The organism is Gordonia otitidis NBRC 100426 (assembly GCF_000248075.1).
In the GTDB taxonomy this organism is placed as follows: Bacteria; Actinomycetota; Actinomycetes; order Mycobacteriales; family Mycobacteriaceae; genus Gordonia; species Gordonia otitidis.
This window is the reverse complement of sequence record NZ_BAFB01000187.1, coordinates 1-25,199: the sequence shown is the minus strand read 5'-3', so window position 1 is coordinate 25,199 and position 25,199 is coordinate 1. Positions and strand designations below refer to the sequence as shown.

21 protein-coding genes are annotated in these 25,199 nt (G+C 65.6%); 8 read left to right on the top strand and 13 right to left on the bottom strand.

Features of this window, described 5'->3' with window-relative positions; all coding sequences use genetic code 11:
* Nucleotides 1-46 precede the first annotated feature (46 nt).
* Nucleotides 47-769 (bottom strand): response regulator, encoded by a 723-nt coding sequence (locus GOOTI_RS18220; RefSeq protein WP_007240087.1) that lies wholly within the window; start codon nt 767-769, stop codon nt 47-49.
* Nucleotides 766-2,070 carry a sensor histidine kinase gene (locus tag GOOTI_RS18215; RefSeq protein WP_007240086.1) on the bottom strand — a complete coding sequence of 435 codons (1,305 nt, stop codon included), beginning with the start codon at nt 2,068-2,070 and terminating at the stop codon, nt 766-768. The genes GOOTI_RS18220 and GOOTI_RS18215 overlap by 4 nt, the downstream gene beginning before the upstream one ends.
* Before the next feature lie 101 nt (nt 2,071-2,171).
* Here GOOTI_RS18215 and GOOTI_RS18210 point away from each other — a divergent pair, with 101 nt between their 5' ends.
* Complete coding sequence (locus GOOTI_RS18210) at nt 2,172-2,765, top strand: hypothetical protein (protein WP_233425533.1); 594 nt, start codon at nt 2,172-2,174, stop codon at nt 2,763-2,765.
* Nucleotides 2,766-2,789: 24 nt separating this feature from the next.
* On the opposite strand, the gene GOOTI_RS18205 is transcribed toward GOOTI_RS18210, so the two are convergent.
* The 6 genes from GOOTI_RS18205 to lysX all read right to left on the bottom strand — a co-directional run bounded on the left by GOOTI_RS18205 (nt 2,790) and on the right by lysX (nt 10,789).
* Nucleotides 2,790-4,301 carry a succinic semialdehyde dehydrogenase gene (locus tag GOOTI_RS18205; RefSeq protein WP_007240084.1) on the bottom strand — a complete coding sequence of 504 codons (1,512 nt, stop codon included), beginning with the start codon at nt 4,299-4,301 and terminating at the stop codon, nt 2,790-2,792.
* A gap of 87 nt (nt 4,302-4,388) precedes the next feature.
* Nucleotides 4,389-4,883, bottom strand: coding sequence for a ribonuclease E activity regulator RraA (rraA, locus tag GOOTI_RS18200; RefSeq protein ID WP_007240083.1), 495 nt, complete (start codon nt 4,881-4,883; stop codon nt 4,389-4,391).
* A gap of 132 nt (nt 4,884-5,015) precedes the next feature.
* Complete coding sequence (locus tag GOOTI_RS18195) at nt 5,016-5,567, bottom strand: LemA family protein (RefSeq protein ID WP_373279034.1); 552 nt, start codon at nt 5,565-5,567, stop codon at nt 5,016-5,018.
* 44 nt (nt 5,568-5,611) lie between these two features.
* The gene (locus GOOTI_RS18190) at nt 5,612-6,406 is read right to left on the bottom strand and encodes a DUF3137 domain-containing protein (RefSeq protein WP_007240081.1); all 795 of its coding nucleotides are present in this window, start codon (nt 6,404-6,406) and stop codon (nt 5,612-5,614) included.
* A gap of 43 nt (nt 6,407-6,449) precedes the next feature.
* Entirely contained in the window at nt 6,450-7,376 is a 927-nt protein-coding gene (locus GOOTI_RS18185; RefSeq protein WP_007240080.1) for an alpha/beta fold hydrolase, read from the bottom strand.
* 2 nt (nt 7,377-7,378) lie between these two features.
* Complete coding sequence (gene lysX, locus GOOTI_RS18180) at nt 7,379-10,789, bottom strand: bifunctional lysylphosphatidylglycerol synthetase/lysine--tRNA ligase LysX (protein ID WP_039994317.1); 3,411 nt, start codon at nt 10,787-10,789, stop codon at nt 7,379-7,381.
* Between the two features lie 69 nt (nt 10,790-10,858).
* Here lysX and GOOTI_RS18175 point away from each other — a divergent pair, with 69 nt between their 5' ends.
* Nucleotides 10,859-11,080, top strand: a complete 222-nt coding sequence (locus GOOTI_RS18175) for an RNA-binding S4 domain-containing protein (protein WP_007240078.1) — start codon at nt 10,859-10,861, stop codon at nt 11,078-11,080.
* Between the two features lie 21 nt (nt 11,081-11,101).
* On the opposite strand, the gene GOOTI_RS26215 is transcribed toward GOOTI_RS18175, so the two are convergent.
* Complete coding sequence (locus GOOTI_RS26215) at nt 11,102-11,257, bottom strand: hypothetical protein (RefSeq protein WP_007240077.1); 156 nt, start codon at nt 11,255-11,257, stop codon at nt 11,102-11,104.
* 131 nt (nt 11,258-11,388) lie between these two features.
* Entirely contained in the window at nt 11,389-12,252 is an 864-nt protein-coding gene (locus GOOTI_RS18170; protein WP_051998011.1) for a cutinase family protein, read from the bottom strand.
* Between the two features lie 196 nt (nt 12,253-12,448).
* Between GOOTI_RS18170 and GOOTI_RS18165 the strand changes: the two genes are divergently transcribed.
* Complete coding sequence (locus GOOTI_RS18165) at nt 12,449-12,883, top strand: SRPBCC family protein (protein WP_007240075.1); 435 nt, start codon at nt 12,449-12,451, stop codon at nt 12,881-12,883.
* Between the two features lie 87 nt (nt 12,884-12,970).
* Here GOOTI_RS18165 and GOOTI_RS18160 read toward each other — a convergent pair whose 3' ends face one another.
* On the bottom strand, nt 12,971-14,425 hold the full coding sequence (locus tag GOOTI_RS18160; protein WP_007240074.1) for a glutamate synthase subunit beta: 1,455 nt from the start codon (nt 14,423-14,425) through the stop codon (nt 12,971-12,973).
* The gene (gltB, locus tag GOOTI_RS18155; RefSeq protein ID WP_007240073.1) at nt 14,418-19,001 is read right to left on the bottom strand and encodes a glutamate synthase large subunit; all 4,584 of its coding nucleotides are present in this window, start codon (nt 18,999-19,001) and stop codon (nt 14,418-14,420) included. Before gltB ends, GOOTI_RS18160 begins: the two co-directional genes overlap by 8 nt.
* A 364-nt stretch (nt 19,002-19,365) precedes the next feature.
* On the opposite strand from gltB, the gene GOOTI_RS18150 reads away from it, so the two are divergent.
* Both GOOTI_RS18150 and GOOTI_RS18145 read left to right on the top strand, forming a co-directional pair.
* On the top strand, nt 19,366-20,004 hold the full coding sequence (locus GOOTI_RS18150; RefSeq protein ID WP_039994316.1) for a response regulator: 639 nt from the start codon (nt 19,366-19,368) through the stop codon (nt 20,002-20,004).
* On the top strand, nt 20,001-21,275 hold the full coding sequence (locus GOOTI_RS18145; RefSeq protein ID WP_007240071.1) for a sensor histidine kinase: 1,275 nt from the start codon (nt 20,001-20,003) through the stop codon (nt 21,273-21,275). Before GOOTI_RS18150 ends, GOOTI_RS18145 begins: the two co-directional genes overlap by 4 nt.
* A gap of 16 nt (nt 21,276-21,291) precedes the next feature.
* On the opposite strand, the gene GOOTI_RS18140 is transcribed toward GOOTI_RS18145, so the two are convergent.
* Nucleotides 21,292-23,439: a DUF2254 family protein gene (locus GOOTI_RS18140; protein WP_007240070.1), complete on the bottom strand. Its 2,148-nt coding sequence runs from the start codon at nt 23,437-23,439 to the stop codon at nt 21,292-21,294.
* 36 nt (nt 23,440-23,475) lie between these two features.
* On the opposite strand from GOOTI_RS18140, the gene GOOTI_RS26210 reads away from it, so the two are divergent.
* From GOOTI_RS26210 to GOOTI_RS18125, 3 genes are all read left to right on the top strand, one after another.
* Nucleotides 23,476-23,622, top strand: a complete 147-nt coding sequence (locus GOOTI_RS26210; RefSeq protein WP_169315827.1) for a hypothetical protein — start codon at nt 23,476-23,478, stop codon at nt 23,620-23,622.
* Between the two features lie 56 nt (nt 23,623-23,678).
* On the top strand, nt 23,679-24,119 hold the full coding sequence (locus GOOTI_RS26205; protein WP_007240069.1) for a hypothetical protein: 441 nt from the start codon (nt 23,679-23,681) through the stop codon (nt 24,117-24,119).
* Nucleotides 24,120-24,325: 206 nt separating this feature from the next.
* Nucleotides 24,326-25,135: a PIG-L deacetylase family protein gene (locus GOOTI_RS18125; RefSeq protein WP_039994325.1), complete on the top strand. Its 810-nt coding sequence runs from the start codon at nt 24,326-24,328 to the stop codon at nt 25,133-25,135.
* Nucleotides 25,136-25,199 lie beyond the last annotated feature (64 nt).

Sequence of the window (25,199 nt, the reverse complement as noted above, 5' to 3'; positions counted from 1 at the left end):
CTCGCTACCGCGACCCTGGACCCTCACTGGGAGAAGTCTGTGAGACCTAGACCTCTCCGCTCTCGCGAGCGAGTATCGCCGCCTGAACGCGGGAGCGGACATCGAGTTTCATCAGGACCCGCGACACGTGTGTCTTCACGGTGGTTTCGGTGATGAACAGTGTTCGAGCGATGTCGACGTTCGCCATCCCGGCGGCGAGGCATCGGAGTACGTCGCGTTCACGGTTCGTGAGGTCGTCGAACCGACGCTGGTGAGCCGTCGACGTCGCAGGACCCGTCGAACCCGCGGGAGCCACTGCCGCAGAGGGGGACGTCGACGGCGGCCGGCCGGAAGTGTCACCGCCGCGAAATGATTCGAGGACACGCAGGGTGACTTCCGGCGCGAGCGCGGCATCGCCGCGTGCCACGGCGCGGATCGCCTCGACGATCGCCTCGGCCGACGCGGTCTTCAACAGGAACCCACTGGCCCCGGCGCGCAGTGCGCCGAAGACGTAGTCGTCGAGATCGAAAGTGGTCAGCACGATCACGCGACACGAGCCGGCGCGCACTATCCGGTCCGTCGCCGTGATGCCGTCGGTGCCCGGCATGCGCACGTCCATCAGCACCACGTCCGGACGCAGCGCGTCAGCTGCGATCACCGCTTCGTCACCGTCGGAGGCTTCACCCACCACGTCGATGCCTGCCGCAGGTGCGAGCATCATCGTGATCCCCGCTCGGATCGCGGTGTGATCGTCGGCGATCAACACTCTGGTCGGCGATGTGTCGGTCATGGATGCGGCACTCTCGTAGTCGGTTCGCGACGGTCCCGAGCCCCGGTGGACTCGTCGCGGCCGGCCTGATCCCCTTCGGGGGCATCCGAGGTCGGCACCAGGTTTGTGGGCAGGCGGGCCGCCACCACGAACCGCTCCCCCACCGGGCTCGCGGCCAGGTGGCCGCCGACGATGCGGGCACGAGTGGTCATGTTCTCGATTCCGCGGCCCCGGTGGGCATTCTCGCGCGACGACGATGCGTCGTGCGCGTCGAGAAGGTTGCAGACTTCTATGCCCAGCGCATCGTCGTCGAGCTCTATGGTGAGCGAAATCGGTTGTCCGGGAGCGTGAGTCACCGCGTTGGTGAGTGCCTCGGCGAGAATCCGATGCGCGCCGATGTCGACGACGGCGGGAAGTTCGTCGGCGAGTGCGGCCATTGACGCGTGGGTCGGATGCGTGAGATCGACAGCGGTACCCGACACGCGAATCGGTGCGATCAGCCGGTCGAGGCGACGGAGTCCGGCCGCTTCTCGCTCGGCGGCGCCGGGTTCTGACCCACTGTCGGGCTCGTCGGCAGCGAGCAGATCGATCAGTCCGCGCATCTCGGTGAGCGCGTCGACGCTGCTGGTGCGGATCGCCGCGAGTGCCGTCGCGTTGACCTCCGCATTGTCGGGATACTGTTGCGCCGCAGCCGAATGCATCGCGATCGCCGACAACCGGCCAGCGATCACGTCGTGCAGTTCGCGGGCCAGCCTGCGACGCTCGGCCACGACGGCGTCGAGTTTCTCGCGAGCAGCCAGGACAGAGAGCGTCTGCGAATGCGCACGTTCGAGGTGCAGCGCGGTCCGGTGCTCGCGCACCGCCCAGCCGTACGCGAGCGGTGAGGCAACGAAGGCGATCAACCACAGCACACAGATGAACAGGAATTGCCAGCCCGCCGTCTCCGGAAACGCCGCGACGAGGGTGAGCACACCGGCTGCCACGAAGGCGCAGATCCCGAACATCAGATGCACCAGCCGCGCTCCGCCGTAGACGCATACCGCGTAGACGACGTCGGAGAACATCAGCCAGATCGGCACCGACGGCGCGACGACGGTATCCACCACCAACAGTGACGTGATGCCTGCGAGCGCAATGGCCGGGTGCGTGGAGCGACAGAGTTCGAAACATCCCGCGACACCCAGGACGAGCAGCGGAAACCAGGACGGCCCCAGTGCGTCATCGGGGTTGCCGATGTGCGCGAATCCGGCCGCATAGATGGCGACACCGAGGCCGACGAACAGCACCGTCAACGCGACGTCGTTGATCAGGGTTCGGGGCATCGGGACACGCCACATGTGCCCATCGTGACATGACCGCAGGTCGCAATCATCCGACAAAAGGATGAGTGCTCCTGGCCCACGACGTCTCGTCAGTTCTGCCGATGACCGATCCCGTCGCGCCGCGCATCGTGAGTGGCATGGGCTTCAATCTTCTCGAGTCACCGATAACCTGGGCGATCCTCGGATGCGAGGTCGGCTTCTGGGCGCTTCTGATCTGCGGATTGTCGGTACGGTACCTCCTGCGACGACGGCGCGCGTCGTCGCTGATCCTGCTGCTACTCCCGCTCGTCGACCTCATGTTGCTCGTCGCGGTAGCCGTCGACCTCGCCCGCGGCAGCGATGTCACCACCGTGCACAAGATCGCGGGGGTCTATCTCGGTGTCACCGTCGCGTTCGGGCACTCCGTCATCCGCTGGGCCGACGCCCGGTTCGCCTACCGCTTCGCGGGAGGCCCCGCCCCGGCCAAAGCTCCCAAGGGAGGACCCGTAGCGCTACGCAAGGAGATCGCCGACTTCGGTCGTTGGCTTCTCGCCGCAGCCGTTGCCGCCGGAGCAGCACTACTGCTCACCGTCACGGTCGCGAATCCGCACCAGGCCGAATCGCTGCGCGGCATGTTCCCGATGCTCGGCGTGATCACGGTGATCTGGTTGCTGACCGGGCCCGTCTGGGCGATGTTCAGCGCCTCCGACGACTGACCACCCCGTGGGCTCCTACGCCGACTACCGTCCCGGCAAGAACTTCAGCGACCGAACCGCCAGCGGCGTCACCGCGCGGTAGACGCTCTTGGGTACACCGGGTGCCTTGTCGATACCGATGAAGCGCTGCTCGGCGATCGTCTGGGGCTCGGTGTACTTGAGGAGCCCCTCCTCGCCGTGTCGGCGGCCGACCCCCGAGATGCCCATGCCGCCCATCGGCGCAGCGGTCGACGCCCACGCGGCGGCGTAGCCCTCGTTGATGTTGACGGTCCCGGCACGCAACTGCTCGGCGATGGCCTGCGCTTCCTCACTGCTCCCGGCGAACACGCTCGCGTTGAGTCCGTAGTCGGTGTCGTTGGCCAGCTTGATCGCCTCGTCGGTGGAGTCGACGGGATAGACGGACACCACCGGCCCGAACGTCTCGTTGCGGAAGCATGTCATCTCGTCGGTGACACCCGACAGCACCGTCGGCTCGAAGAAGAACGGGCCGAGGTCGGCACGACGCTTGCCACCGGCAATCACCGTTGCACCCTTCGCTACGGCGTCGTCGACGTGCGCTTCGGCCGTCTCGACCTGTGCCGCCGAGGCCAGTGATCCCATGTCGACGGTGAAGTCGTAGGTGGCGCCGAGCTTCATGTCGCGCACGAAGGCGCCGAACTTCTCGGTGAACTCGTCGGAGATCGCCTTGTCGACGTAGAGCCGCTCGATCGAGATACACAGCTGTCCGGAGTTCGAATAGCACGCGCGCGCAGCGCCTTCGACGGCATGGTCGATCTTGGCGTTGGCCGTGACGATCATCGGGTTCTTGCCACCGAGCTCCGCCGAGAAACCGATGAGTCGACGACCCGCCTGCTCGGCGAGCGACGCGCCGGTCTCCGACGAACCGGTGAACATCACATAATCACAGTTGGCCATGATGGCTTGTCCCACAACACTTCCCGGACCCGGAACCACAGCGAAGAGCGCAGGCGGCAAACCAGCCTCGTACAGCAGTTCAGCCAGGGCGAGGGCACAGTACGGCGTCTGGCTGTCCGGTTTGATCACCACCCCGTTGCCCGCGAGCAGAGCGGCCACCGCATCCGAAACCGCCAGGGTCAGCGGGTAATTCCACGGACTGATGACACCGACGACGCCCTTGGGTTGATACCGCACCCGCACCTTGGTGGCGCCGGGAAGCATGCCCTGGACCTTCCGCTCGGCGAGCATCTTCGGGCCGTGCGTCGCGTAATAGCGCGCCGTCAGTGCGACGTCGATGACCTCTTCCTGCGCATAGGATCGGGCCTTACCGGTCTCGGCCTGCGCGATGTCCATCAACGACGCCGCGTTGGAGTGCACAAGTTCGGAGAACTTCTTGAGCACCTTGGCGCGCTCGTCCGGGGACTGCTTCGCCCACCCCTGCTGCGCGGCCCGCGCTCGCGACACCGCGGTCTCGAGGTCTTCTGCGGTACCGACCGGAATGGTCGCCATCTCGACGCCGCTGAATGCCTCGAGAATGGAGCGGGTGGGGCGTGCAGCCGCGTTGTCGATCGCGACCAAGGCGCCGAGGCGGTCGAAATAGTCGGGAGTTGGCTTTGGGCATCGGGGCCTCCTGGTGCGTGAGCGGGTAGTGACGGAAGGATCAGGTCAGGGCGCGACGAGCACGATGCCGTCGTCGTCGGAATACACGGTGTCGCCGGGGGTGAAGGTGACTCCACCGAGCGTCACCGGCACGTCGCGCTCGCCCGCTCCGGTCTTGGTGGACTTGCGCGGGTTGGTTCCGAGCGCCTTCACACCGATCTCCATTCCGCCGATGGTCTTGGCGTCGCGGATAGCGCCGTTGGCGATGATCCCGACCCACCCGTTCGAACGCCCGAGCTCCGCGATGATGTCGCCGACCAGCGCGGTGTGTACCGACGCATCACCGTCGATGACGAGCACCCCGCCGGGATTCGCCTCACCGAGGATGGATTTGAGCAGTGCGTTGTCCTGGAAGCACCGGACGGTGGTCACGGTTCCCACGAACTCGCGCACCCCGCCGTACTGGGTGAACTGGGTGTCGCAGCTTCGGACGTCTGCGCCGATCTCGTCGACGAGGTCAGCTGTGGGCGTGAAGGTGAACTCTGCCATGACGTACAGCATAGGTGTGACGCACAGTCATGGGTACCTGCGGTTACCGGCGGGTAGCGAAAACGACCCTTACCCACACCGGCACGGGCGGACAGCTACCTCGTCGCTGTTACCTCGTCGTTGATCCGATGCGGCGACCCGGTGTCAACGGCCCTGGTCGCCGTCCGGGTTCAGCAGACCCGCGACGTCGACGGCGCGCCGTGCGGGCTCGCTGATCTCGAAGTACTCGGCGCGCGGTACGTGATGCACCGAGGCAACCAGCGACGCGGGCATCGACTCGATCCGCGTGTTCAGCGCACGCACGTTGCCGTTGTAGAGCCGACGCGCCGCAGCGATCCGGTCCTCCGTGTCCTCGAGTTCTCGGCGCAGTGCGTCGTAGCCACGAACCGCCTGGAGTTGCGGATACTGCTCGGTCAACGCCTGCAGTCGCGACAGCGCGGCCGACAACAGATTCTCGGCGGACGCGATCGCGGCGACGTCGGCGCCCTGACCGAGATTCAACGCCGCGGCGCGCGCACTCGTGACCGATTCGAGAGTCGTCTGTTCGAAAGCAGCCGACGCAGACACGGTCGCTACCAGGTTCGGCACCAGGTCGTGCCGCCGCTGCAGTTCCACGTCGACCTGTCGCCACGACTCGTCGACCAGATTACGCAGGCGCACAAAGCTGTTGAAAGAAGAGAAATACCAGGTGATCATGACGAGCACCGCCACGACGACCACCACGATGATGACCCACGTACTCACTGCCACGCCCCTTCGTTCTGGCCTCGATCAATCCACAGGTAGCGCGGAATACCGTCGGCGATGATGCGCATCACCTCGAATACTGCGGTGATTGCCTCCGGTCTGCTGGCCATCGTCGAGGTCGCGACAAGCTCACTGCCCGCGATCTCGATCTTGGTCACCAGCAGCGCACCACGCGCCTTGCGCAACGACATCAAGGCGTCGATCGTCCTGGGCGTGAACACCGCATGCGCGAAGCCGGGGTCGGTCGAGTGGACGAAGAACCTGCTGTTGAAATCCTCGGACTCGAACTCGACGCGTTTCCCGGTCGACAGGTCCATGGTGGTTCCGAGGGTCAACCGCGGAAGAGCCGTCGGTAGCCGCAGCACGAACACGCTGCGCTGATGCGTCGTGATCTGCACTCGGTTGTTGTTGATCCAGGTGTATCGAAAGAAGGTGGCCGGATGGGTGCCCACCATTCCGCTCATCCCGTCGCGGACACGCTTGGCACGTGCGCGTCCCGTCGAGAAGGGCGGGAAATCCCATGTCGGAACCGGCCAATTCGTTTCCGGAAAGTACGCGAATCCGTTGGCCTGCGCCCATTCACGCGCCCATCGACGTTGCGACAGCTTGGCGATCACCCCGGCAGGCAGGAATGCGAGAAAGGGCGTGCCGAGTAGGAGTATCCACGCCACTGGCTTTCCATGGCCCATCCACCACCAGACGTGAAAAGCGACCAATCCGACAAACGTGACCGCTGTGATCAGCGAGGTGAACCAGGATCTCGACCAGAACGGTCCCGCCGATGTCATGCGGATACCCTAGCGATCGAACTCTTCGACCACCGGAGAGCCGTCAGTCAGGTGAATGTCTCGGCGTCGCTTCGCGCTCCGCAGCACCGAGATCGTCGATCACGTCGGCGATCTCGTCCGGTATCTCCAGCACCACGAAGTGGCTTGCAGCCACCGGCACCAGTCGACCGCCGAGCATGCGGGCATAGCGTGACTGTTTCCACAACCAGAAACTGCGCCACGGCTTCGGCCCCGACAATGCGGCGACGACGACGTCCGGAACGTCGGGCATCGGACTGTGTTTACGCATTCGACGCAGCGAGGCGTTGAGCGTCGGGAACGCCGCGTTCTCGACCATCGTGGCCAACAGCATCGGCCAACCGCCGAAAAACCTTCCAGCCCAGTAATGTTCGTGGTCGTAGAAGCCCTCCGGCGGCGTCGGGAGCACCACGGTGCGCATACGTGAGAATCCGCGCCGCGGGAGGCGGAGACGCTTGGTGATCGCACGACCTGCACCGACAGCCCTGTGCGCGTTGTCGATTCGCGCCCCGAGCGGCAGGAGCCGCCAGGGTAAGAGCACATACGACCCGTCGAGCATTGCGATACCTGCGGTGCGTGCCGGGTGTAGACGCGCAAAGGCCTCCACATAGAGGGTGGCAACCGAATGTCCGACGACGGTGACCGGCTCGACGACGCCGAGTTCGTCGAGCACCCCGACCATCCACGACACCTCGAGCCGCAGCGTCAGGACGCGACCTCGAGGTAGCGGCTCCGACAGGCCGTATCCCGGCCGGTCGAAGCGGATCACCCGCCAGCCGCGTTCGACGAGTCGGACCGCGAGATGATCGAGATCGAACCAGTTGCTGCCCATCGCCGCCATCAACAGCAGCGGTGTGCCCGACCCTTCGTCGACGACGTGGACGCGCTGGCCCTCGACGTTCACGAACCGCCCTGGTGGCGGCCGATCAACCTCACCCTGACCGCCCTGCACAGCTAGTTCTCCTGCGGCTTGGCCAGCGGGAAGGCCAACGATTCGCGAATCGACTGTCCGGTGATCAGCATGACCACGCGGTCGACCCCGACACCGAGTCCGCCCGTCGGCGGCATCGCGTACTCGAGCGCCTGCAGGAAGTCCTCGTCGAGCTCCATGGCCTCCGGATCCCCGTCAGCGGCCAGGATCGACTGCGCGGTAAGCCTTTTACGTTGCTCGACGGGATCGGTCAGCTCGGTGTAGGCGGTGCCCAGCTCGACGCCCCATGCGACGAGGTCCCAGCGCTCGGCAACCCCTCGTTCACTCCGATGCGCGCGCGTCAACGGCGACACCGACGTCGGGAAATCCTTGTAGAACGTGGGAAACGTGGTGCGATCCTCGCCAAGATGCTCGTAGAGTTCCTGCACAATGGCACCAGCGTCCCAATCGGGGCGGATGGCGATGCCGAGCCGGTGGCAGACGTCCCGTAGCTGATCCACCGTGGTCTCGGGGGTGATCTGCTCCCCTGCACCTTCGGACACCACCCCGTACACGGTTTTCACCGGCCAGCGTCCTGAGATGTCGATCCGCTGCTCGGTGCCGTCCTCGTCGTAGCGGATGATGACCGGTTCGCCGTATGCGGCGGTGGCGGCGTACTGGATCATCTCGCGCGTGAGGTCGAGCATCTTCAGGTAATCACTGTGCGCCTCATAGGCTTCGAGGCTCGTGAACTCCGGGTTGTGACTGAAGTCGACTCCCTCGTTGCGGAAGTTCCGTCCGATCTCGAAGACCTTCTCCATCCCGCCGACGCACAGCCTCTTGAGGTACAGCTCGGGCGCGATACGCAGATAGAGGTCCAGGTTGTAGGCGTTGATGTGCGTGGTGAACGGAGTCGCATTCGCGCCACCGTGGATGCGTTGGAGGATCGGCGTCTCCACCTCGAGATAACCGCGTGCGGAGAGGAAGTCGCGCAGCGCCTTGACGACGACGCTGCGCGTCGCCAGCAGCTCGCGCGACCGCGGGTTGATTGCGAGGTCGACATATCGTTGCCGCACACGGGCTTCCGGATCGGTCAGGCCCGCCCATTTGTCCGGCAGCGGGCGCAACGACTTGCCGATCATCGCCCATCGGTCAACCAGCACGGACAGCTCGCCCGTGCGGCTGGTGCCCATCTCGCCGTGCACCTCCACGAGGTCACCGAGGTCGACGTCTGCGGCGAAGTCCCGTGATCCGGCGTCGAGCCGGGAGGTCTCGACGAGGATCTGTACCTGTCCCGACCAGTCGTGGATATCCGCGAACACGACCTTGCCGAAGTCACGCAGACGAGTGATGCGTCCCGCCACCGACACCGGCGTCCCCGCAGCCACCTCGAGGGCCTGCGCGATGGTGTGTGACGGCGGGTCTGCGGGCGGGTACGGATCGACGCCCTCGTCGATCATGGTGTCCAGCTTGGCAAGTCGCACCCTGACCTGCTCGGGGCGATGCGCGGCGACGGAGTTCTGCGCCGCCGCCTCGGCGTCGAGCTCTGCGATCAGCGCGTCGACGTCGATTCCCGCGGGTACCGACGACTGCCCTGCTGCGTACTGTTCCTTCCGGCCGATCCGTGGAAGCCTGACGAACCCCTCCGTGACGACGGCTGCGAGTCCGGCCCGGGCGATCATGCGGTTGTCCTCGAAGCACAGGAACCTGGGCTGCCAGTCGGGTAGGTACTTGGCGTTGGACCGGTACAACGACTCCATCTGAAAGAACTTGGAGCCGAACATCAACACCGCGTAGCTGGCACGCATGACCGGCCCGGCTCCGATCTCCTGTCCCTTCTCGAACACCGCACGGAAGGTCGCGAAGTTCAGGGAGATCTCGGTGATGCCGAAGTTCTCGGAGTCGCGGCAGAGGTCGGTCACCATGGTCTCGACCACGCCGTTGATCCCGCTGCGGTCGCGGCGCATCAGGTCGAGCGAGACACCGCGTCGGCCCCAGGGCACGAACGACAGCATCCCGACGACCTTCTCGTCTGGTCCGCCCTCGTCGAGCACCGCCTCGACCAGCAGGCAATCACCGTCGGCGGGATCACCCAGCCGCGACAACGCCATCGCGAAGCCACGCTCCTCCTCGGTGTCGCGCCACGCGTCGGCCCGTGCGATCACCTGCGCCATCTCGGCGGGCGGGATGTCGGCGTGTCTGCGGATTCGCGTGGTCACGCCGGCACGACGGGTGCGGGTCACCGCCTGCCGCACGCTCTTCATCGTCGGGCCGCTCAGCGTGAACTGGCGTGTGTGCAGGATCGCTTCGTCGCCGATGTTGAGCGACGTGAAGCCCGCAGCCTCGAAGGCCGCCGCCCCACGCTCACTCGACCCCATCGCCGCCGGATGCCACCCGTAGCGCTCGCACAGCACCAGGAACTCGGCTATCGCGTCCGGCCACGAGTCGGGGTGGCCGATCGGGTCGCCACCTGCGAGACCGACCCCGAGTTCGACGCGGTAGGTGATCGCGGCTCGGCCATCACGAGAGAACACCACCGCTTTGTCGCGGCGCGTCGAGAAGTACGCCAACGAATCGTCGTCGTTGAATCGTGCGATCAGTGCGCGGATCAGGCGCTCGTCCGTGGCCGTCATCAACGACTTCAGGCGTTGCGAGCGGAACAGAACAGACGCCGCGACGATGAGCGCGAGCGCACCGAACAGTCCGAGCGCGCCGTTGACCGGCGGATACGTGTGGTGGCCGTCGAAGGTTCGCTGGTCGATTGCCGCGAACGCGACCACCCGGTTGAACGCGTAGGGCAGCCGCTCGGATCGCTCCAGGCTTCCGGGGAACAGCCAGACGAGTGCGAACCCGACCGCCGTCGCTATCGCCAATCCGACCACCAGAACCACGAGAGCGCGCAGTAGGGCCGCGCGCCGAACCCGCGTGTAGAACTGCCGGTAGGTCACGAGCAGGAAGACCAGCGCGATCAGGTCGATCCCCAGGCCGATCACGATGTTCATGCGCTCGGTGTCGTCGACGTCGAAGTCGTCAGCGACCGGCTGCCACAGCAACAACGCGTTTCCCGCCATGAACAGCAGCAGGTAGATCACGCAGATCCACCATGCGATGCGTTTACGTGCTGTCAGCGCGATGGCGACCAGGGCGAGGACGAACGACCACGCGAAGCTGGTGTCCGGCATCGAGATGATGAAGTCGTCGACATAATCGCGCGGCACGTGGATCCAGTGACGGAAGAACGGGAAGATGCTCGACAGCAGCGCGATCGTCGCCATGATGCCGACCACGAGTCCGGCGATCCGTGGTGCGTGGCTACCGAACCCGCGCGGGTGCCGGATTCGCTCGAGGAGGTCGGCCGACCTCCGGTCCGCATCTGCCCGCTCCACCCGCTGCGCTGCGGTGTCGGGGTGCGTCGGAGCGCTTCGGGGTGTCTGGGATGGGGTCTCGACCGCCATGGATCAAAGGTAGATCACCGGAGGTTCGACGGTGCGTGGAGTCCGGCCGCCACGCAGTATCTTCGACGCATGGACGACGCATTCGATGTCCCGGTGCGCAGCGACGGGATCAGACTCGGCCAGTTCTTGAAGCTGGCCAACCTGATCGAGTCCGGCGCCGAGGCCAAGGAAGTGATCGCCGACGGCATGGTCACGGTCAACGGGGATGTCGAGACGCGTCGCGGCAGACAACTGGCCGTCGGCGATGTGATCTCGCTGGGCGGCACGTCGGCGCGGGTCACCCTCGGGTGACGAGCCGTCGAGCCACGGAGATCAGGCGGTCAATCGCTTGAGTTCCGCGGGCGTGATGAGGCGCTCGGCCTCGGCGGGGAACCGATGCGCCACGCGGTGACGGCCGAACCGGCCGCCGGTGATGGCACTCAGCATCGAGTGTCGACGGGGTGTCTGGAACGTTGCTGCCAGCTTCATGACGATACGTTTCCTGCGTCAGAACGGATTCAATCTTTACTATCTTGTATTGCCGAGTTCCTCGGCGCAACTCACCCTTACGTATCGATCGTCACACACGGTTCGTTACCAACCAGCGACCGACGCGCTACTCAGCCCAACCCGGCAAGGAATTGATGCGCCCACGCCACAGCTGTCACTCCCGGTTTGACCTGGAAGCTCCCGTAGTCGCCGTGAGAGCCCGACTGTAGGAATCGGTTGAACTCGATGATCTGCTGTCGCGCTCTGGCGTTGCTGAGCTCCATGACGACGTTGCCCGGCCCGCCCCTGGTCAGCATTTCGTTGACGATCGCACCCGCTTCAGCCTGGTACTGGCCGACCTGGCTCGGCGTGGGATCGCTGGTCTCCGCGAGATATCCGATCACGCGTGTCACGTAGTACTCGCGAGGCACGTTGCAGTAGAGGTCCTTGGGCGCACAGATGGTGAATGCGCGCGGAAGCACATATCCCATGCCGTTCAGTCGCGGCCCACCACTGCCCTGACCCGTCAGCGGCGGACCCACCAGGTTGTCCTTCGACGACCGGCGTGGGTCGGCGATCAGCACCACGCCCGCGACCTGCTGCGGACGGATCTTCTCCCTACCGGTACCGATCTCGGACGCAACGTCGCCCGCGGCGTCGGCGCCCTGGCTGTAGCCGGTGAGCGCGATCTTGGTGCCTGGGCAGCGCTTGAGCATCGTCGACGCAAGACCCTTGGTGTTCGCGACGGCCTGGGCTTTCGACTTCCCGTACACGGCGCTCTCCCACGGGAACGCCGTGGCGTCGTAGCCGACGTAGGAGACCTTGACGTCCGGCCCGAGTCCCGACGTCACGGCACCGAGAAGCCCCGGCCCCTCCGACCATGTGCCCGGGATCGCGAGCACGTACACCTTGGGGCACGCTCCCGGCGCCGCCGATGCCGACGGCGCTGCCGCGACACCGATCCCACACGCGGCCAGCACCGCCGCCACCGTCATTCCGAAAAGCCTGCGCACGGACCCACCCTCCACGACCGTTCGCGACGAACCCGCCGCCTACCGACCCAGTGAGTGTAGGCAGGCCTCGACCCATCCGTCAGCGTCACTTCACCGAACTCTTAGAGAACGTTCGTCACGGCAGCAGCGCTGTCCAGCACATGAGCAACAGAGCTGTCCAACACATGAGGAGACCACGGTGGTCGACGTCTCACGCACCTTCACCGTCCGACAACCACGAGAGGTGATCGTCGCCTACCTGCGCGACTTCGCCCACGCCGAGCAATGGGACCCGGGGACCGTCGAGTGCACGCAGGAAGACGACGGACCCATCGCACTCGGCACCCGCTGGCACAACAAGTCCAAGCTGTACGGGATCTCGACCGAACTCACCTACGAGCTCACCCGCGACGATCCCAACCACATCGTGTTCTCCGGGTCGAACAAGACTGCAACGACGTCCGACGACCTTTCGTTCACCGATCGAGGCGATGGAACGACGAGCGTCACCTACCGTGCGCTGGTCGAGTTCCACCGCTTCAAGCTCATCGGTGACCCACTGTTCGGCTTCATCTTCGGCAAGCTCGCCGACTCGGTCCCCGAGAAGATGACGAGCGTCCTCGAGAAGCTCTGAGCCCACGGCCAGCGAACAAGCCCCGCCCGCCGGTCGAATGCGTACCGGTGAGCGGGGCTTGTGGAACTGATTGTGCCGATGGTCGGCTCAGCGTTGCGCGACCTGCGTGGGCACGATCGGGGCAGGCAGATCCGACGCTCCCGCGAGGTAGCGGTCGGCGGCCGCAGCAGCAGAGCGGCCCTCGGCAATCGCCCACACGATCAGCGACTGACCGCGACCGGCATCGCCCGCGACGAACACGCCCTCCTGGCCGACGGCCGCGAAGTCGTCGTCGCGCTTGATGTTGCCGCGCTGGTCGTACTCGACGCCGAGCTTGTCGAGCAGATCGGCGCGCTCGGGGCCGACGAAGCCCATCGCGAGCAGCACCAGGTCACACTCGAGGTCGAAGTCGCTGCCCTCGACCTTCTCGAATCGACCGTCGCGCATGACGACCTCGTGCGCCTTGAGCGCGGTGACCTTGCCGTTCTCGCCGACGAACTGCTCGGTGTTGACCGAGAAGACACGCTCGCCGCCCTCTTCGTGGGCCGACGAGACCCGGTACATCAGCGGGTACGTCGGCCACGGGGTCGACTCCGCACGCTCGGTCGGTGGCTTCGGCATGATCTCGAACTGATGCACGATCTCCGCGCCCTGACGCAGTGAGGTGCCCAGGCAGTCGGCGCCGGTGTCGCCGCCACCGATGATGACGACCTTCTTGCCGCGAGCAGTGATCTGGTTGTCGACGGTGTCGCCGAGCTGGACACGGTTGGCCTGCGGCAGGAACTCCATCGCCTGGTGGACGCCGTCGAGTTCGCGACCGGGAATCGGGAGATCGCGACCAATGGTCGAACCCATGGCGAGGACAACAGCGTCGAAGTCCGCACGCAGCTGAGCGACGGAGATGTCGACGCCGACGTTCACGCCGGTCCTGAAGACGGTTCCCTCGGCCTTCATCTGCTCGAGACGACGGTCGATGTGGCGCTTCTCCATCTTGAACTCGGGGATGCCGTAGCGCAGCAGGCCACCGATGCGATCGCTGCGCTCGTAGACGTACACCGTGTGACCGGCACGCGTCAGCTGTTGCGCCGCAGCGAGTCCCGCAGGCCCCGATCCGACGACCGCGACCGACTTGCCGGTCCGCTCGCTCGGCAGAACCGGCTGGACCCAGCCGCTGTCGAAGGCGTTGTCGATCAGCTCCACCTCGACCTGCTTGATGGTCACCGCAGGCTGGTTGATGCCGAGGACGCACGACGCCTCGCACGGCGCAGGGCACAGACGACCGGTGAACTCCGGGAAGTTGTTGGTCGCGTGCAGGCGTTCGATGCCCTCTTTCCACTGATCCCGGTAGACCAGGTCGTTCCACTCAGGGATCAAGTTACCCAGTGGACAACCGTTGTGGCAGAACGGGATACCGCAGTCCATGCAGCGGCTCGCCTGTGTCTGCAGATCCGCTTTGTCAAAGTCTGTGTAGACCTCTTTCCAGTCGAGCAGCCGCAGGTCGACGGGACGCCGCTCGGGCAGTTCGCGCTCGGTGTGCTTGAGGAATCCTCTGGGGTCAGCCACGTGCGGCCTCCATGATCGCTTCGTTCACGTCTCGTCCGGTCTTCTCCGCGGTGTCGATCGCGGCCAGCACGCGCTTGAAGTCGCGCGGCATGACCTTGGCGAAAGCCCGCTGGGTGTTCGCCCAGTCGTCGAGGATCGCGGCGGCGACCGGAGATGCGGTCTCGCCCCGGTGCTCGCCGATGATGCCGGACAGGAACTCGATGTCGTCGTCGTCGAGCGGCTCGAGGTCGACGAGTTCCGGGTTCAGGTTGCTCGGCAGATTGTTCTCCGGGTCGTACACGTAGGCGATACCGCCCGACATGCCGGCCGCGAAGTTACGCCCGGTCTCGCCGAGGACCACCACTCGTCCGCCGGTCATGTACTCACAACCGTGGTCGCCCACGCCTTCCACCACCGCGGTGGCGCCGGAGTTACGGACGCAGAAACGCTCACCTACGACGCCTCGCAGGAAGATCTTTCCCTTGGTCGCGCCGAAGCCGATCACGTTGCCCGCGATGATGTTGTCCTCTGCGACGAACCCGTCGGCGGCATTCGACGGCGGCCGCACCACGATGCGCCCGCCCGAGAGTCCCTTACCGACGAAGTCGTTGGCGTCGCCCTCGAGACGCAGCGTGATGCCCTTGGGTACGAATGCACCGAAGCTGTTGCCCGCCGACCCGGTGAAGTCGATGATGATCGTCCCCTCGGGAAGCCCCTGTGCACCACGGGTCTTGGTGACCTCGTGGCCCAGCATCGTGCCGACGGTGCGGTTCACGTTGGTGATCTTCGACGTGAACGACACCCTGGTGCCGTGGTCGATGGCCTCACGGCTCTGCGCGATGAGTTGCTGGTCGAGCGCCTTCTCAAGTCCGTGATCCTGCACGCCGGAGCAGTAGAGGTCCTGGTTCATGAACGGCGACTCAGGCGTCGACAGGATCGGCGACAGGTCGAGCTTGCCCGCTTTCGACGACTTCCAGTGGGCCAATGCCTTGGTGGTGTCGAGTGCATCGACGTGTCCGACGGCCTCCTGCAGGGTGCGGAAGCCCAGCCGTGCCAGGAGTTCGCGTACCTCCTCGGCGATGAACATGAAGAAGTTCTCGACGAATTCCGGCTTGCCGGTGAAACGCTCACGCAGCAAAGGATTCTGCGTGGCGACGCCCACGGGGCAGGTGTCGAGATGACAGACGCGCATCATCACACAGCCCGACACGACCAGGGGCGCGGTGGCGAAACCGAACTCCTCGGCACCGAGGAGCGCACCGATCACCACATCGCGGCCGGTCTTGAGCTGGCCGTCGACCTGGACAGAGATGCGGTCGCGAAGTCCGTTGAGCAGCAGCGTCTGCTGCGTCTCGGCCAACCCGATCTCCCACGGCGCACCTGCGTGCTTCAGCGACGTGAGCGGCGATGCACCGGTACCACCGTCGTGTCCGGAGATCAGCACGACATCGGCGTGTGCCTTCGACACACCCGCGGCAACCGTGCCCACACCGAGTTCGCTGACGAGCTTGACGTGTATGCGCGCCTGCGGATTGGCGTTCTTCAGGTCGTGGATCAGCTGCGCGAGATCCTCGATCGAATAGATGTCGTGGTGCGGCGGCGGCGAGATGAGGCCGACGCCGGGCGTCGAACCACGCACCTCGGCCACCCACGGGTAGACCTTGTGCGGCGGAAGCTGGCCGCCCTCACCGGGTTTGGCACCCTGCGCCATCTTGATCTGGATGTCGGTGCAGTTGCTCAGGTAGTGCGAGGTGACGCCGAAGCGTCCCGACGCGACCTGCTTGATCGCGCTCCGTCGCCAGTCACCGTTCTCGTCGTGATGGAAACGACGCGGATCCTCGCCGCCCTCACCGGAATTCGAGCGTCCGCCGAGGCGGTTCATGGCGATGGCCAGTGTTTCGTGCGCCTCGGCCGAGATCGAGCCGAAACTCATCGCACCGGTCGAGAAGCGCTTGACGATCTCGCTCGCGGGCTCGACCTTGTCGATCGGAATCGGGTCGCGGTCGCCGAAGTTGAAGTCGAACAGCCCACGCAGAGTTGCCATTCGGGCCGACTGGTCGTCGACCATCTTGGTGTACTCCTTGAACACCTTGTATTGCCCGGTGCGCGTGGAGTGCTGGAGCTTGAAGACCGTGTCGGGGTTGAACAGGTGGTACTCACCCTCGCGACGCCACTGGTATTCGCCACCCACCGGCAGCTCACGATGTGCGCGTTCCGAGGGACGCTCGTTGAACGCCAACGCATGTCGGGCGGCCACATCCGCCGCGATCTCGTCGAGCCCGACACCGCCGAGCTGGCTGTTCATACCGCTGAAGTATTCGTCGACGCACGCCTGGTCGAGGCCGATGACCTGGAAGAGCTGTGCGCCGGTGTACGAGGCGACGGTGGAGATGCCCATCTTGCTCATCACCTTGAGCACACCCTTGCCGGCGGCCTTGATGTAATTCTTGCGCGCGGTCTCGAAGTCGATGTCGCCGAGCATGCCGCGCTCGACCATGTCCTCGATCGACTCGAAGGCCATGTACGGATTGACGGCTGCGGCACCGAATCCCACCAGCGTGGCCACATGGTGTACCTCGCGGCAATCGCCCGACTCGATGATCAGGCCGACGCGCGTGCGCTTGCGCTCACGGACGAGGTGATGGTGCACCGCCGCGGTCAGGAGCAACGACGGAATCGGCGCAAGGGTCTCGTCGGATTCACGGTCGCTGAGCACGACGAGCGACACGCCGTCGTCGATGGCAGCACTGACCTTGGCGCGGATCTCGTCGAGCGCCTTGCGTAGGCCGGCACCACCGTCGGCGACCGGATAGAGGCCGTGGATCTGGATGCTGCGGAAGTCCGGCAGCGACTCGTCGTCGTTGATCCGTACGAGCTTGGCCAGCGTGTCGTTGTCGAGCACCGGTGAGGAGAGCGCGATCTGGCGGCACGATTCCGGTCCGGGGTGCAGCAGGTCGGCCTCGGAGCCGATGGTTCCGCCGATGCTGGTGACGATCTCCTCGCGGATCGCGTCGAGCGGCGGGTTGGTCACCTGCGCGAAGAGCTGCTGGAAGTAGTCGAACAGCATGCGCGGCCGGGCCGACAACACGGCGATCGGCGTATCGGTGCCCATCGAGCCGATCGCTTCCGCGCCGGTCTTCGCCATCGGCGCCACCAGGAGGTTGAGCTCCTCGGTGGTGTAACCGAAGACCAGCTGGCGCAACGTGACCCGGTGATGGGACATGTGCTCGTGCGGCAGCGCCTTGACCTTGTCGATGTGGACGAGACCCTTCTCGAGCCACTCCGCATACGGGTGCTCGGCGGCGAGTTCGTCCTTGATCTCCTCGTCGTCGACGATGCGGCCCGCCGCGGTGTCGACGAGGAACATGCGGCCCGGCTGCAGCCGCATCTTCTGGACCACGTCGGCCTGGTCGATGTCGAGGACACCGACCTCCGACGCCATCACGACGAGGCCGTCCTTGGTGACCCAGATGCGGCTGGGACGCAGGCCGTTTCGGTCGAGCACCGCACCCACGACGGTGCCATCGGTGAAGCACACCGACGCCGGTCCGTCCCACGGCTCCATGAGCGCCGCGTGATACTCGTAGAACGCACGGTGCTCGGGTTTCATTGCTTCCTGACGTTCCCAGGCCTCCGGGATCATCATCAGCACGGCGTGCGGCAGGCTGCGGCCGCCGAGGTGCAGCATCTCGAGTACTTCGTCGAAGCGTGCGGTATCCGACGCGCCCGGCGTGCACACCGGGAAGATCTTCTGCGCCGCCCCGTCGCCGAACAGCGACGTGTCGATCAGTGCCTCACGGGCGCGCATCCAGTTCTCGTTGCCGGTGACGGTGTTGATCTCGCCGTTGTGCGCGACGCGGCGGAACGGGTGTGCCAGCGGCCACGACGGGAAGGTGTTGGTCGAGAAACGCGAGTGCACGAGGCCAAGAGCGCTCTCCACACGGGAGTCCTGCAAGTCGAGGTAGAACTCGCGCAGCTGCGGGGTGGTCAGCATGCCCTTGTAGACGAATGTGGTGCCCGACAGGCTCGGGAAGTAGACGGTCTCGCGGCCGGGGCCGTCGGCGCCCGCACCCTTGTTGCCGAGTTCGTGCTGCACACGCTTGCGCACGACGAACGCCTTGCGCTCGAGTTCCATGCCCGACGCGCCACCGAGGAACACCTGACGGAAGGTCGGCATCGCGTCGCGCGCGAGCGCTCCGAGGCCGTTCTCGTTGGTCGGCACCTCGCGCCACCCGAGCACGGACAGACCCTCGGACTCGATGATCTTCTCGACGCCCTCGGCTGCGGTCGCCGCATCGTGCGAACCCTGCGGCAGGAAGGCGATACCCGTCGCGTAGCTACCCTCCTCGGGTAGCTCGAAGTCGACGACCTCGCGCAGGAAGCGGTCGGGAACCTGGATCATGATGCCCGCACCGTCGCCGGTGTTCGGCTCGGCACCCGCGGCACCGCGATGCTCGAGGTTGATCAGCGCGGTGATGGCCTTGTCGACGATGTCGCGGCTGCGCCGACCGTGCATGTCGACGACAAACGCGACACCGCACGAATCGTGCTCGTTGGCCGGGTCATAGAGCCCGACGGGGCCCGGAGCGTGCTTCATGTATTCGCCTCACTAGGTGCGCGACATTGCGCAGAGCTGTCACCCGTATTCGTCGTGGACAGCAGCTCGCCCGAACCAACAGAATCGACCCTCATCGTGGGCTGACCTGGGCTGATCCTGTGATCGCTCGGCGGCTGCCTCGTGCCAGCGCCGTTGCTGGCGGGGGTGCGCCGACCCTGCGATCGCGCTGACACCCCACTGCTTCATGAGCATTGTCAGATATTTTCTCACGGGGGGTACCCAGTATCGAAATCCGGCTACCACATTGCTGCTGAATGTGCAGGGTACGCGCGACAAATGCGAGTTCTCCGGCCGATATGGGTATCGCAGACTCGTAGCGACGACGGGCGCCTATTCTGGGCCGGTGGAATCGCTGGTGACGGCCGTGGTCGTCGATGATCACCCGTTCTTTCGTGACGGCATATCCCGCGGACTCACCCAGAGCGGGCGCGTCCGTGTGGTCGGCGAGGCGGGTGACGGCACCACGGGGCTCGAGCTGATCCGCGATGAGCAACCCGACGTCGCGGTCGTCGACTATCAGATGCCGGGGCTGACCGGAGTCGACGTCGCGCATGCCGTCACCCGTGACGGGCTGCCGACGCGCGTCCTGCTGCTGTCCGCAGTCACCGACGCCCCGATCGTCTTCGCCGCACTGGAGAAGGGTGCTGCGGGATATCTGAGCAAGGAGTCGGGACGCGACGAGATCGTCGGAGCCGTCACACGCGTCGCCAAGGGCGAGACGGTGGTCCCCGCCGAGCTGGCAGCGGGACTCGTCGGTGAGATCAGGGCACACGCCCGGGGAGACGGACCAGCCCTGAGTGAGCGCGAGCGGCAGGTACTCGAGGGCTTCGCGCGCGGTTTGTCTATTCCGCAGCTTGCGGGGGAACTCTTCATCGGCGCGTCCACGGTCAAGACACATGCGCAGCACCTCTACGAGAAGCTCGGGGTGTCTGACCGCGCCGCTGCCGTCGCCGAGGCGATGCGTCGCGGCCTGCTCGAATGATCATGCGGGGCACACGTGGGACGACGACCGCGGGCCCGCTCCTGCACCTGACCGAGTTGGTCGACGAGCCCGACATCTCCGAGATACTCGTCGACCACGCACTGCGCGGCATTCGCGTGCAGGTGGTGCTGCGCATGCTGCTCGCGGTGTTCGTGCTCGCAACGGTGTTGCTCGACCCGCCCGCCGACGGAGCCGCGTTCTGCATCGTCGTCGCCGTGCTCTATGCGATCTGGTGCGCGGTCGGACTCGTCGCGGTCTCGCGCATCCGGATCAGGATGATCCGGTTCGCGTGGCTCGCGCTCTTCGTCGATCTCGCTGTGCTGGTGGTCCTCGCCGTCGTCGCGAGCCGCTCCGACCAGACGAGTTGGACCTCTGACGTCCTCGTCAACGGGTTCGTCGTCGTGCCGATGATCGCCGCGACCCAATTGCGGCCGAAAATCTGTGCGCTGGTTGTCATCCCGACCGTCGTCGTCTACTTCGTCGCGAGCGCACTGGCCCGTGTCCCCAACGGGGAGCCGTGGTCTCTGATCGCGATGCGCACATTGGTCGTCGCGACTCTCGGTCTGGGTGCGGTGATGCTCTCGACGGTTCAGCGATCGAGGGTCTCGACCATCGGAACACTTGCGGCACAACGTGCTCGGCTGCTCGACGACACAGTCCGCATCGAGGAGCGAGAGCGTCGAGAACTGGCAGAGCATCTCCACGACGGCGCGCTGCAGTACGTGCTCGGAGCACGACAGGAGCTCGACTCGGTGCGCAACGGTAGCGACCCCGACGCACTCGACAGAGCTGACGACGCGCTCCGAGAAGCGTCGCGACTACTGCGCTCGACCCTCGGCGAACTGCACCCCGCCGTACTCGAACAAGCGGGGCTCGCCGCCGCGATCACCGACCTCGCGGCGGCGGTCGAACGCCGCACGGCGCTGCGTATCTCGGTCGACACAGTGGGCTGGCCCGCGGACCTGCGCACCACGTCGGACCCGATGCTGTTCGCCACCGCACGCGAGTTGCTCACAAACGTGGTCAAGCACGCCGACGCGCGCAACGTCGAGCTGTCCGTCGAATTCGACGACGGGATGGCCAGGGTCGTCGTCGTCGACGACGGGCGCGGCGTCGACGACGCAACGCTCGACCGCAGAGTCGCCGAGGGACACATCGGGCTGGTGTCGCGGCGTGTGCGCCTCGAACAGCAGGGCGGCTCCTTGACGGTCACCCGACGTCCCGGTGGTGGCACCGCCGCGATCGCCGAGGTACCGGCAACCAACGCGTAGGTCGCGGTACGTGCGCTCACTCGAGCGTCGAGCCGCGCTCCGACCCGTAGCCCTGTCGGTCCGATTCCGATGCCAGACGGCGGTCCAACGCGATCGGCCACTCGTGGCCGACCTGCTCATCGAGCGCCTCGAGCCGCGCGGCGATGGGCGGCTGCTGATCAGCAGAGCACTGTCGGGCCACGGTGACGAACAGTGCCCGCAGCCGACGGTGGACCTGTGCCTGCCCGTGACTGTGTCGGCGGATCTCGTCCGTGCCGATCGCGACGTAATCCGCCCAGGTGCGCCGGTAGCCACGCACCGCATTCGACCGCGTGATCGCGTCTGCGTGGACGCGCGGCGCGAGCATCAACAGCAGGTCCTCGATGTGGTCGAGAGCCAGGACGACGGTGCTCGGATCGTTGCCCGCAGTGGAGATGGCCTTCAGCGCGATATCCGAGATGGCCTGCAGCGCGGCGACCGGACTCACCGACGGCTGATGCAGATCGCCGAACAGCAGGCACCGCAACACTTTGTATTCAGCGACCGGACCGCCGCGTGGTTGCCCCACCACCGCGATCACGCCGACGTTGTGCGGCACGTTGTCGCCGACCATCACGAGCAGATCGAACCGCACGCCCCACGTCGCGGCGTAGCGTTCGAGCATTGGCACGTTGACTGCGAGAAGGACTCGGCCTCTGGACCCGAACTCGCGCAGCGTGATGACGTGCCTCGGTTCGTCGTCGAAGGTCCTGTCGCGCGTCGTCCGCGCTGTCGCCACCCGGGCGTGTGTCGCCGGATAGAGGCGTCGAATCGAGGCCCAGCCGTCAGCCGCAATCCATCTCATCAACTGTGCGACGTTGAGAACCGAACCGACCTTGGCGATCAGCGCGATGAAGAGGATCGCAGAGACCACGGTCAAGAAGGCAGCGATCGCGGTCGACGCGCCGGGAGTCCCGTCGTCGGGGCCCGACAGTGCGAGATCCATCGCGACGATCACGCTGAACACGAATGTCGCGAGAAAGAACCCGATGGACCAGCGCATCACCGGTTCGCGTTGCAGCATGGGGATGACACGTACCGAGATCTGCGACGCACCGAATTGCATCGCGAGCGTCACCGCGGTGAACACCAGACCGGTGAGAGTGGCCGTGGCACCAGCGATCACGCCCAGCACGGTCGCCAGTGTTCCCGAGTCGACATCGAGGCCGAGATTCTCGTCGATCGTGATGCACAGCACCGCCGCGACGATCGCGCACACCACGAGTACGACGGGAAGCCGCCAGGTGGGAACGACCCGCAGTCGACGCCGTGTCCGTCGCCACCGCACCGCTGTCGCAACCCTGCTGGGGACGGTGACCTCTGCAGGTGTGGTCACAGGCGATTCCGTGCCGATGCCTTCGGTCAGCACGTCCGGCGGCCGGTCGGGCACGCCGAATCTGCCCGCGAGCGCCTCCTGCACGACGATCTTCCATCGAATCAGCGGTTCACGAAGTCGCTGTTCACGACGTACCGCCTTGTCGTACTTACCCTCTCGAGTCCCGTAGAACCACCGGGCCCACGGGGAGGAAGGTCGTGCGATTCGAATGGCGCCTACCACCAGGAGAACCGGGATGAACATCCCGACCAGACCGGTCCACAGCTTGCCCTTTGCGAGCGTGATGGCCGCCAGGACAACGTTCACCGCGATACCCGCGACCACCACGATCCGTGCCGCAACGTTGGGATCGTCTCTGAATTCGTCTGCGGCCGAGGTGAGATCGAGTGGGCGGAACCCCATCAGAAACAGCGCCCCGATCGCGATGGCGACGAACACGGCGTCGACCGACGCCCTGCCCTCCTTCTCCCAGTAGACGTCTCGCAGATGCAGGATGAGTGCGAACTCGTCGAGGACGAGAGCGCACCCCACCCCGAATACTGCGGCCAGCACGCAGTCGGCGATCGGGGTGTCGAAGCGCGCCACAGCGATCAGGCCGAAACCTGACAACACCATGACGATCACGCCGAAGAACTCGTGGTGCAGATGGAGGCCACCCGGGGCGACATTGCCGGGCCACCAACTCACTTCGGCACGGATCAACCGCACGCTGATCCTGATGAACACGAAGGTCACGATGAACGCGATGAGGAATAGGAACAGCGGAAGACGGCCCGGCTCAACGATCGAATGATGGAACCAGGCCGTCATCGCAGTGCCTTCGCCTGCGCCCACAACGTCGTCTCGATGTCGATGAGCCTACTGCCCATGCTGCCGGCTGCAGGGGTGATCACCGGCAACCCGACAGCAAAACACGACGGCGAACAGAACGAGGGCCGCGACCACAGTGGTCACGGCCCTCGTGCGCTCGAGTCGCTCAGGCTGCCGAAGTGATCGTCGCCGACGAGCCGCTTGCAGTCGTCGGGGTCGACGGCTGAGCAGGCGAGACATTGTTCGTCGGAGTCGACGGCACAGCAGGCGAGACATTATTCGTCGGAGTCGACGGCACAGCAGGCGAGACATTATTCGTCGGAGTCGACGGCACAGCAGGCGAGACATTATTCGTCGGAGTCGACGGCACAGCAGGCGAGACGTTATTCGTCGGAGTCGACGGCACAGCAGGCGAGACATTATTCGTCGGAGTCGACGGCACAGCAGGCGAGACCGTACCCGTGCCGTTGGACGGCTGGGACGATCCGCCACTCGTCGATGAGGATGCGCTGTACGGCGCGGTGGCGGCGTGCGTCGAACCTCCGTGGCCGACCATCAGCGCTCCGGCGATGACGGCGATGACGAGGGCCAGGCCTGCGACGATTCCCACCACCAGCTTCCGGCGGCGGATGGGGTTCGTCGGAGCCACGGTGCCAGCGGTGGTGTTGATGCGGTCTTGAGCGGTGGTGAACATGGTGACTTCCTCGAATCTCGGTCCCGCGACCGATGCTGTTTCCTTGAACACCATTGAGTCTGCTGCCGAAATCCCCTGTCCCCCATCCGCTGTGCGGTTGATCCGATGGATGAGCGGTCATCCACCGATCAGGGGATGCGCGAGCGTGGATCACTGCAGCATCCAGACACACGACCTGAGATGCTGGAGGGCGTGAGCACACTCGTCTTCGTCCACGCCCACCCCGACGATGAGGGCACCGCCACTGCGGGAAGCATGATCCGAGCAGCGCGTGAGGGCCACAGAGTAGTCGTCGTCTACTGCACCGACGGCGATCCCGGCGACGTCCCCGACGATCTGGCGCCCGGCGAAACGGTGGTGAGCAGACGACGCGGCGAGGCGGAGGCCTCGGCGGCGATCACCGGCACCGCACGCGTGGCGTGGCTTGGGTACGGCGACTCAGGAATGACCGGCTGGGCACAGAACGACGCCGACGGCGTCTTCTCGCGAGCACCCCTCGACGAAGCGGCTCGTCGTCTCGCCGACATTCTCGACGAGGAGGACGCCGACGTCGTCGTCGGCTACGACTGGCACGGCGGCTATGGCCATCCCGATCACGTCATGCTGCACCGCACCACCCGAGCCGCGACAGAGCTCGCACACAAGACCCCTCGGTATCTGGAGGTCACGATGAATCGTGACCTGATGCGGCATTTGGTCGTTCTCGCGACTGAGATGGGCATGACCACCGGGATGGATCCCAGCGAATTGAACCCGGACACCGCCGGGGACGACGGCAATCCGATTGGAACGCCCGAGGCCGAACTGCACTGGGCTGTCGACCTCGGCGACGACGTCACAGCCAAACGCGAAGCGCTCGCCTGTCACGCCAGCCAGAGCGACGTACGTCAACTCCTGGCCCTACCCGCCGAGGTGTTTCCGTTCGTGTTCGGCACCGAGCACTACATCGAACCCGGTCGGCCGCCCGGCATGGTGCGGGGTTGGTGGCTCGACCGGGTCTGATGTCCGGCCAGGTGACCCGTACTGTGGGGCGCCCGGAGACTAGGAGGAGCCGAAGCTCGGCAGC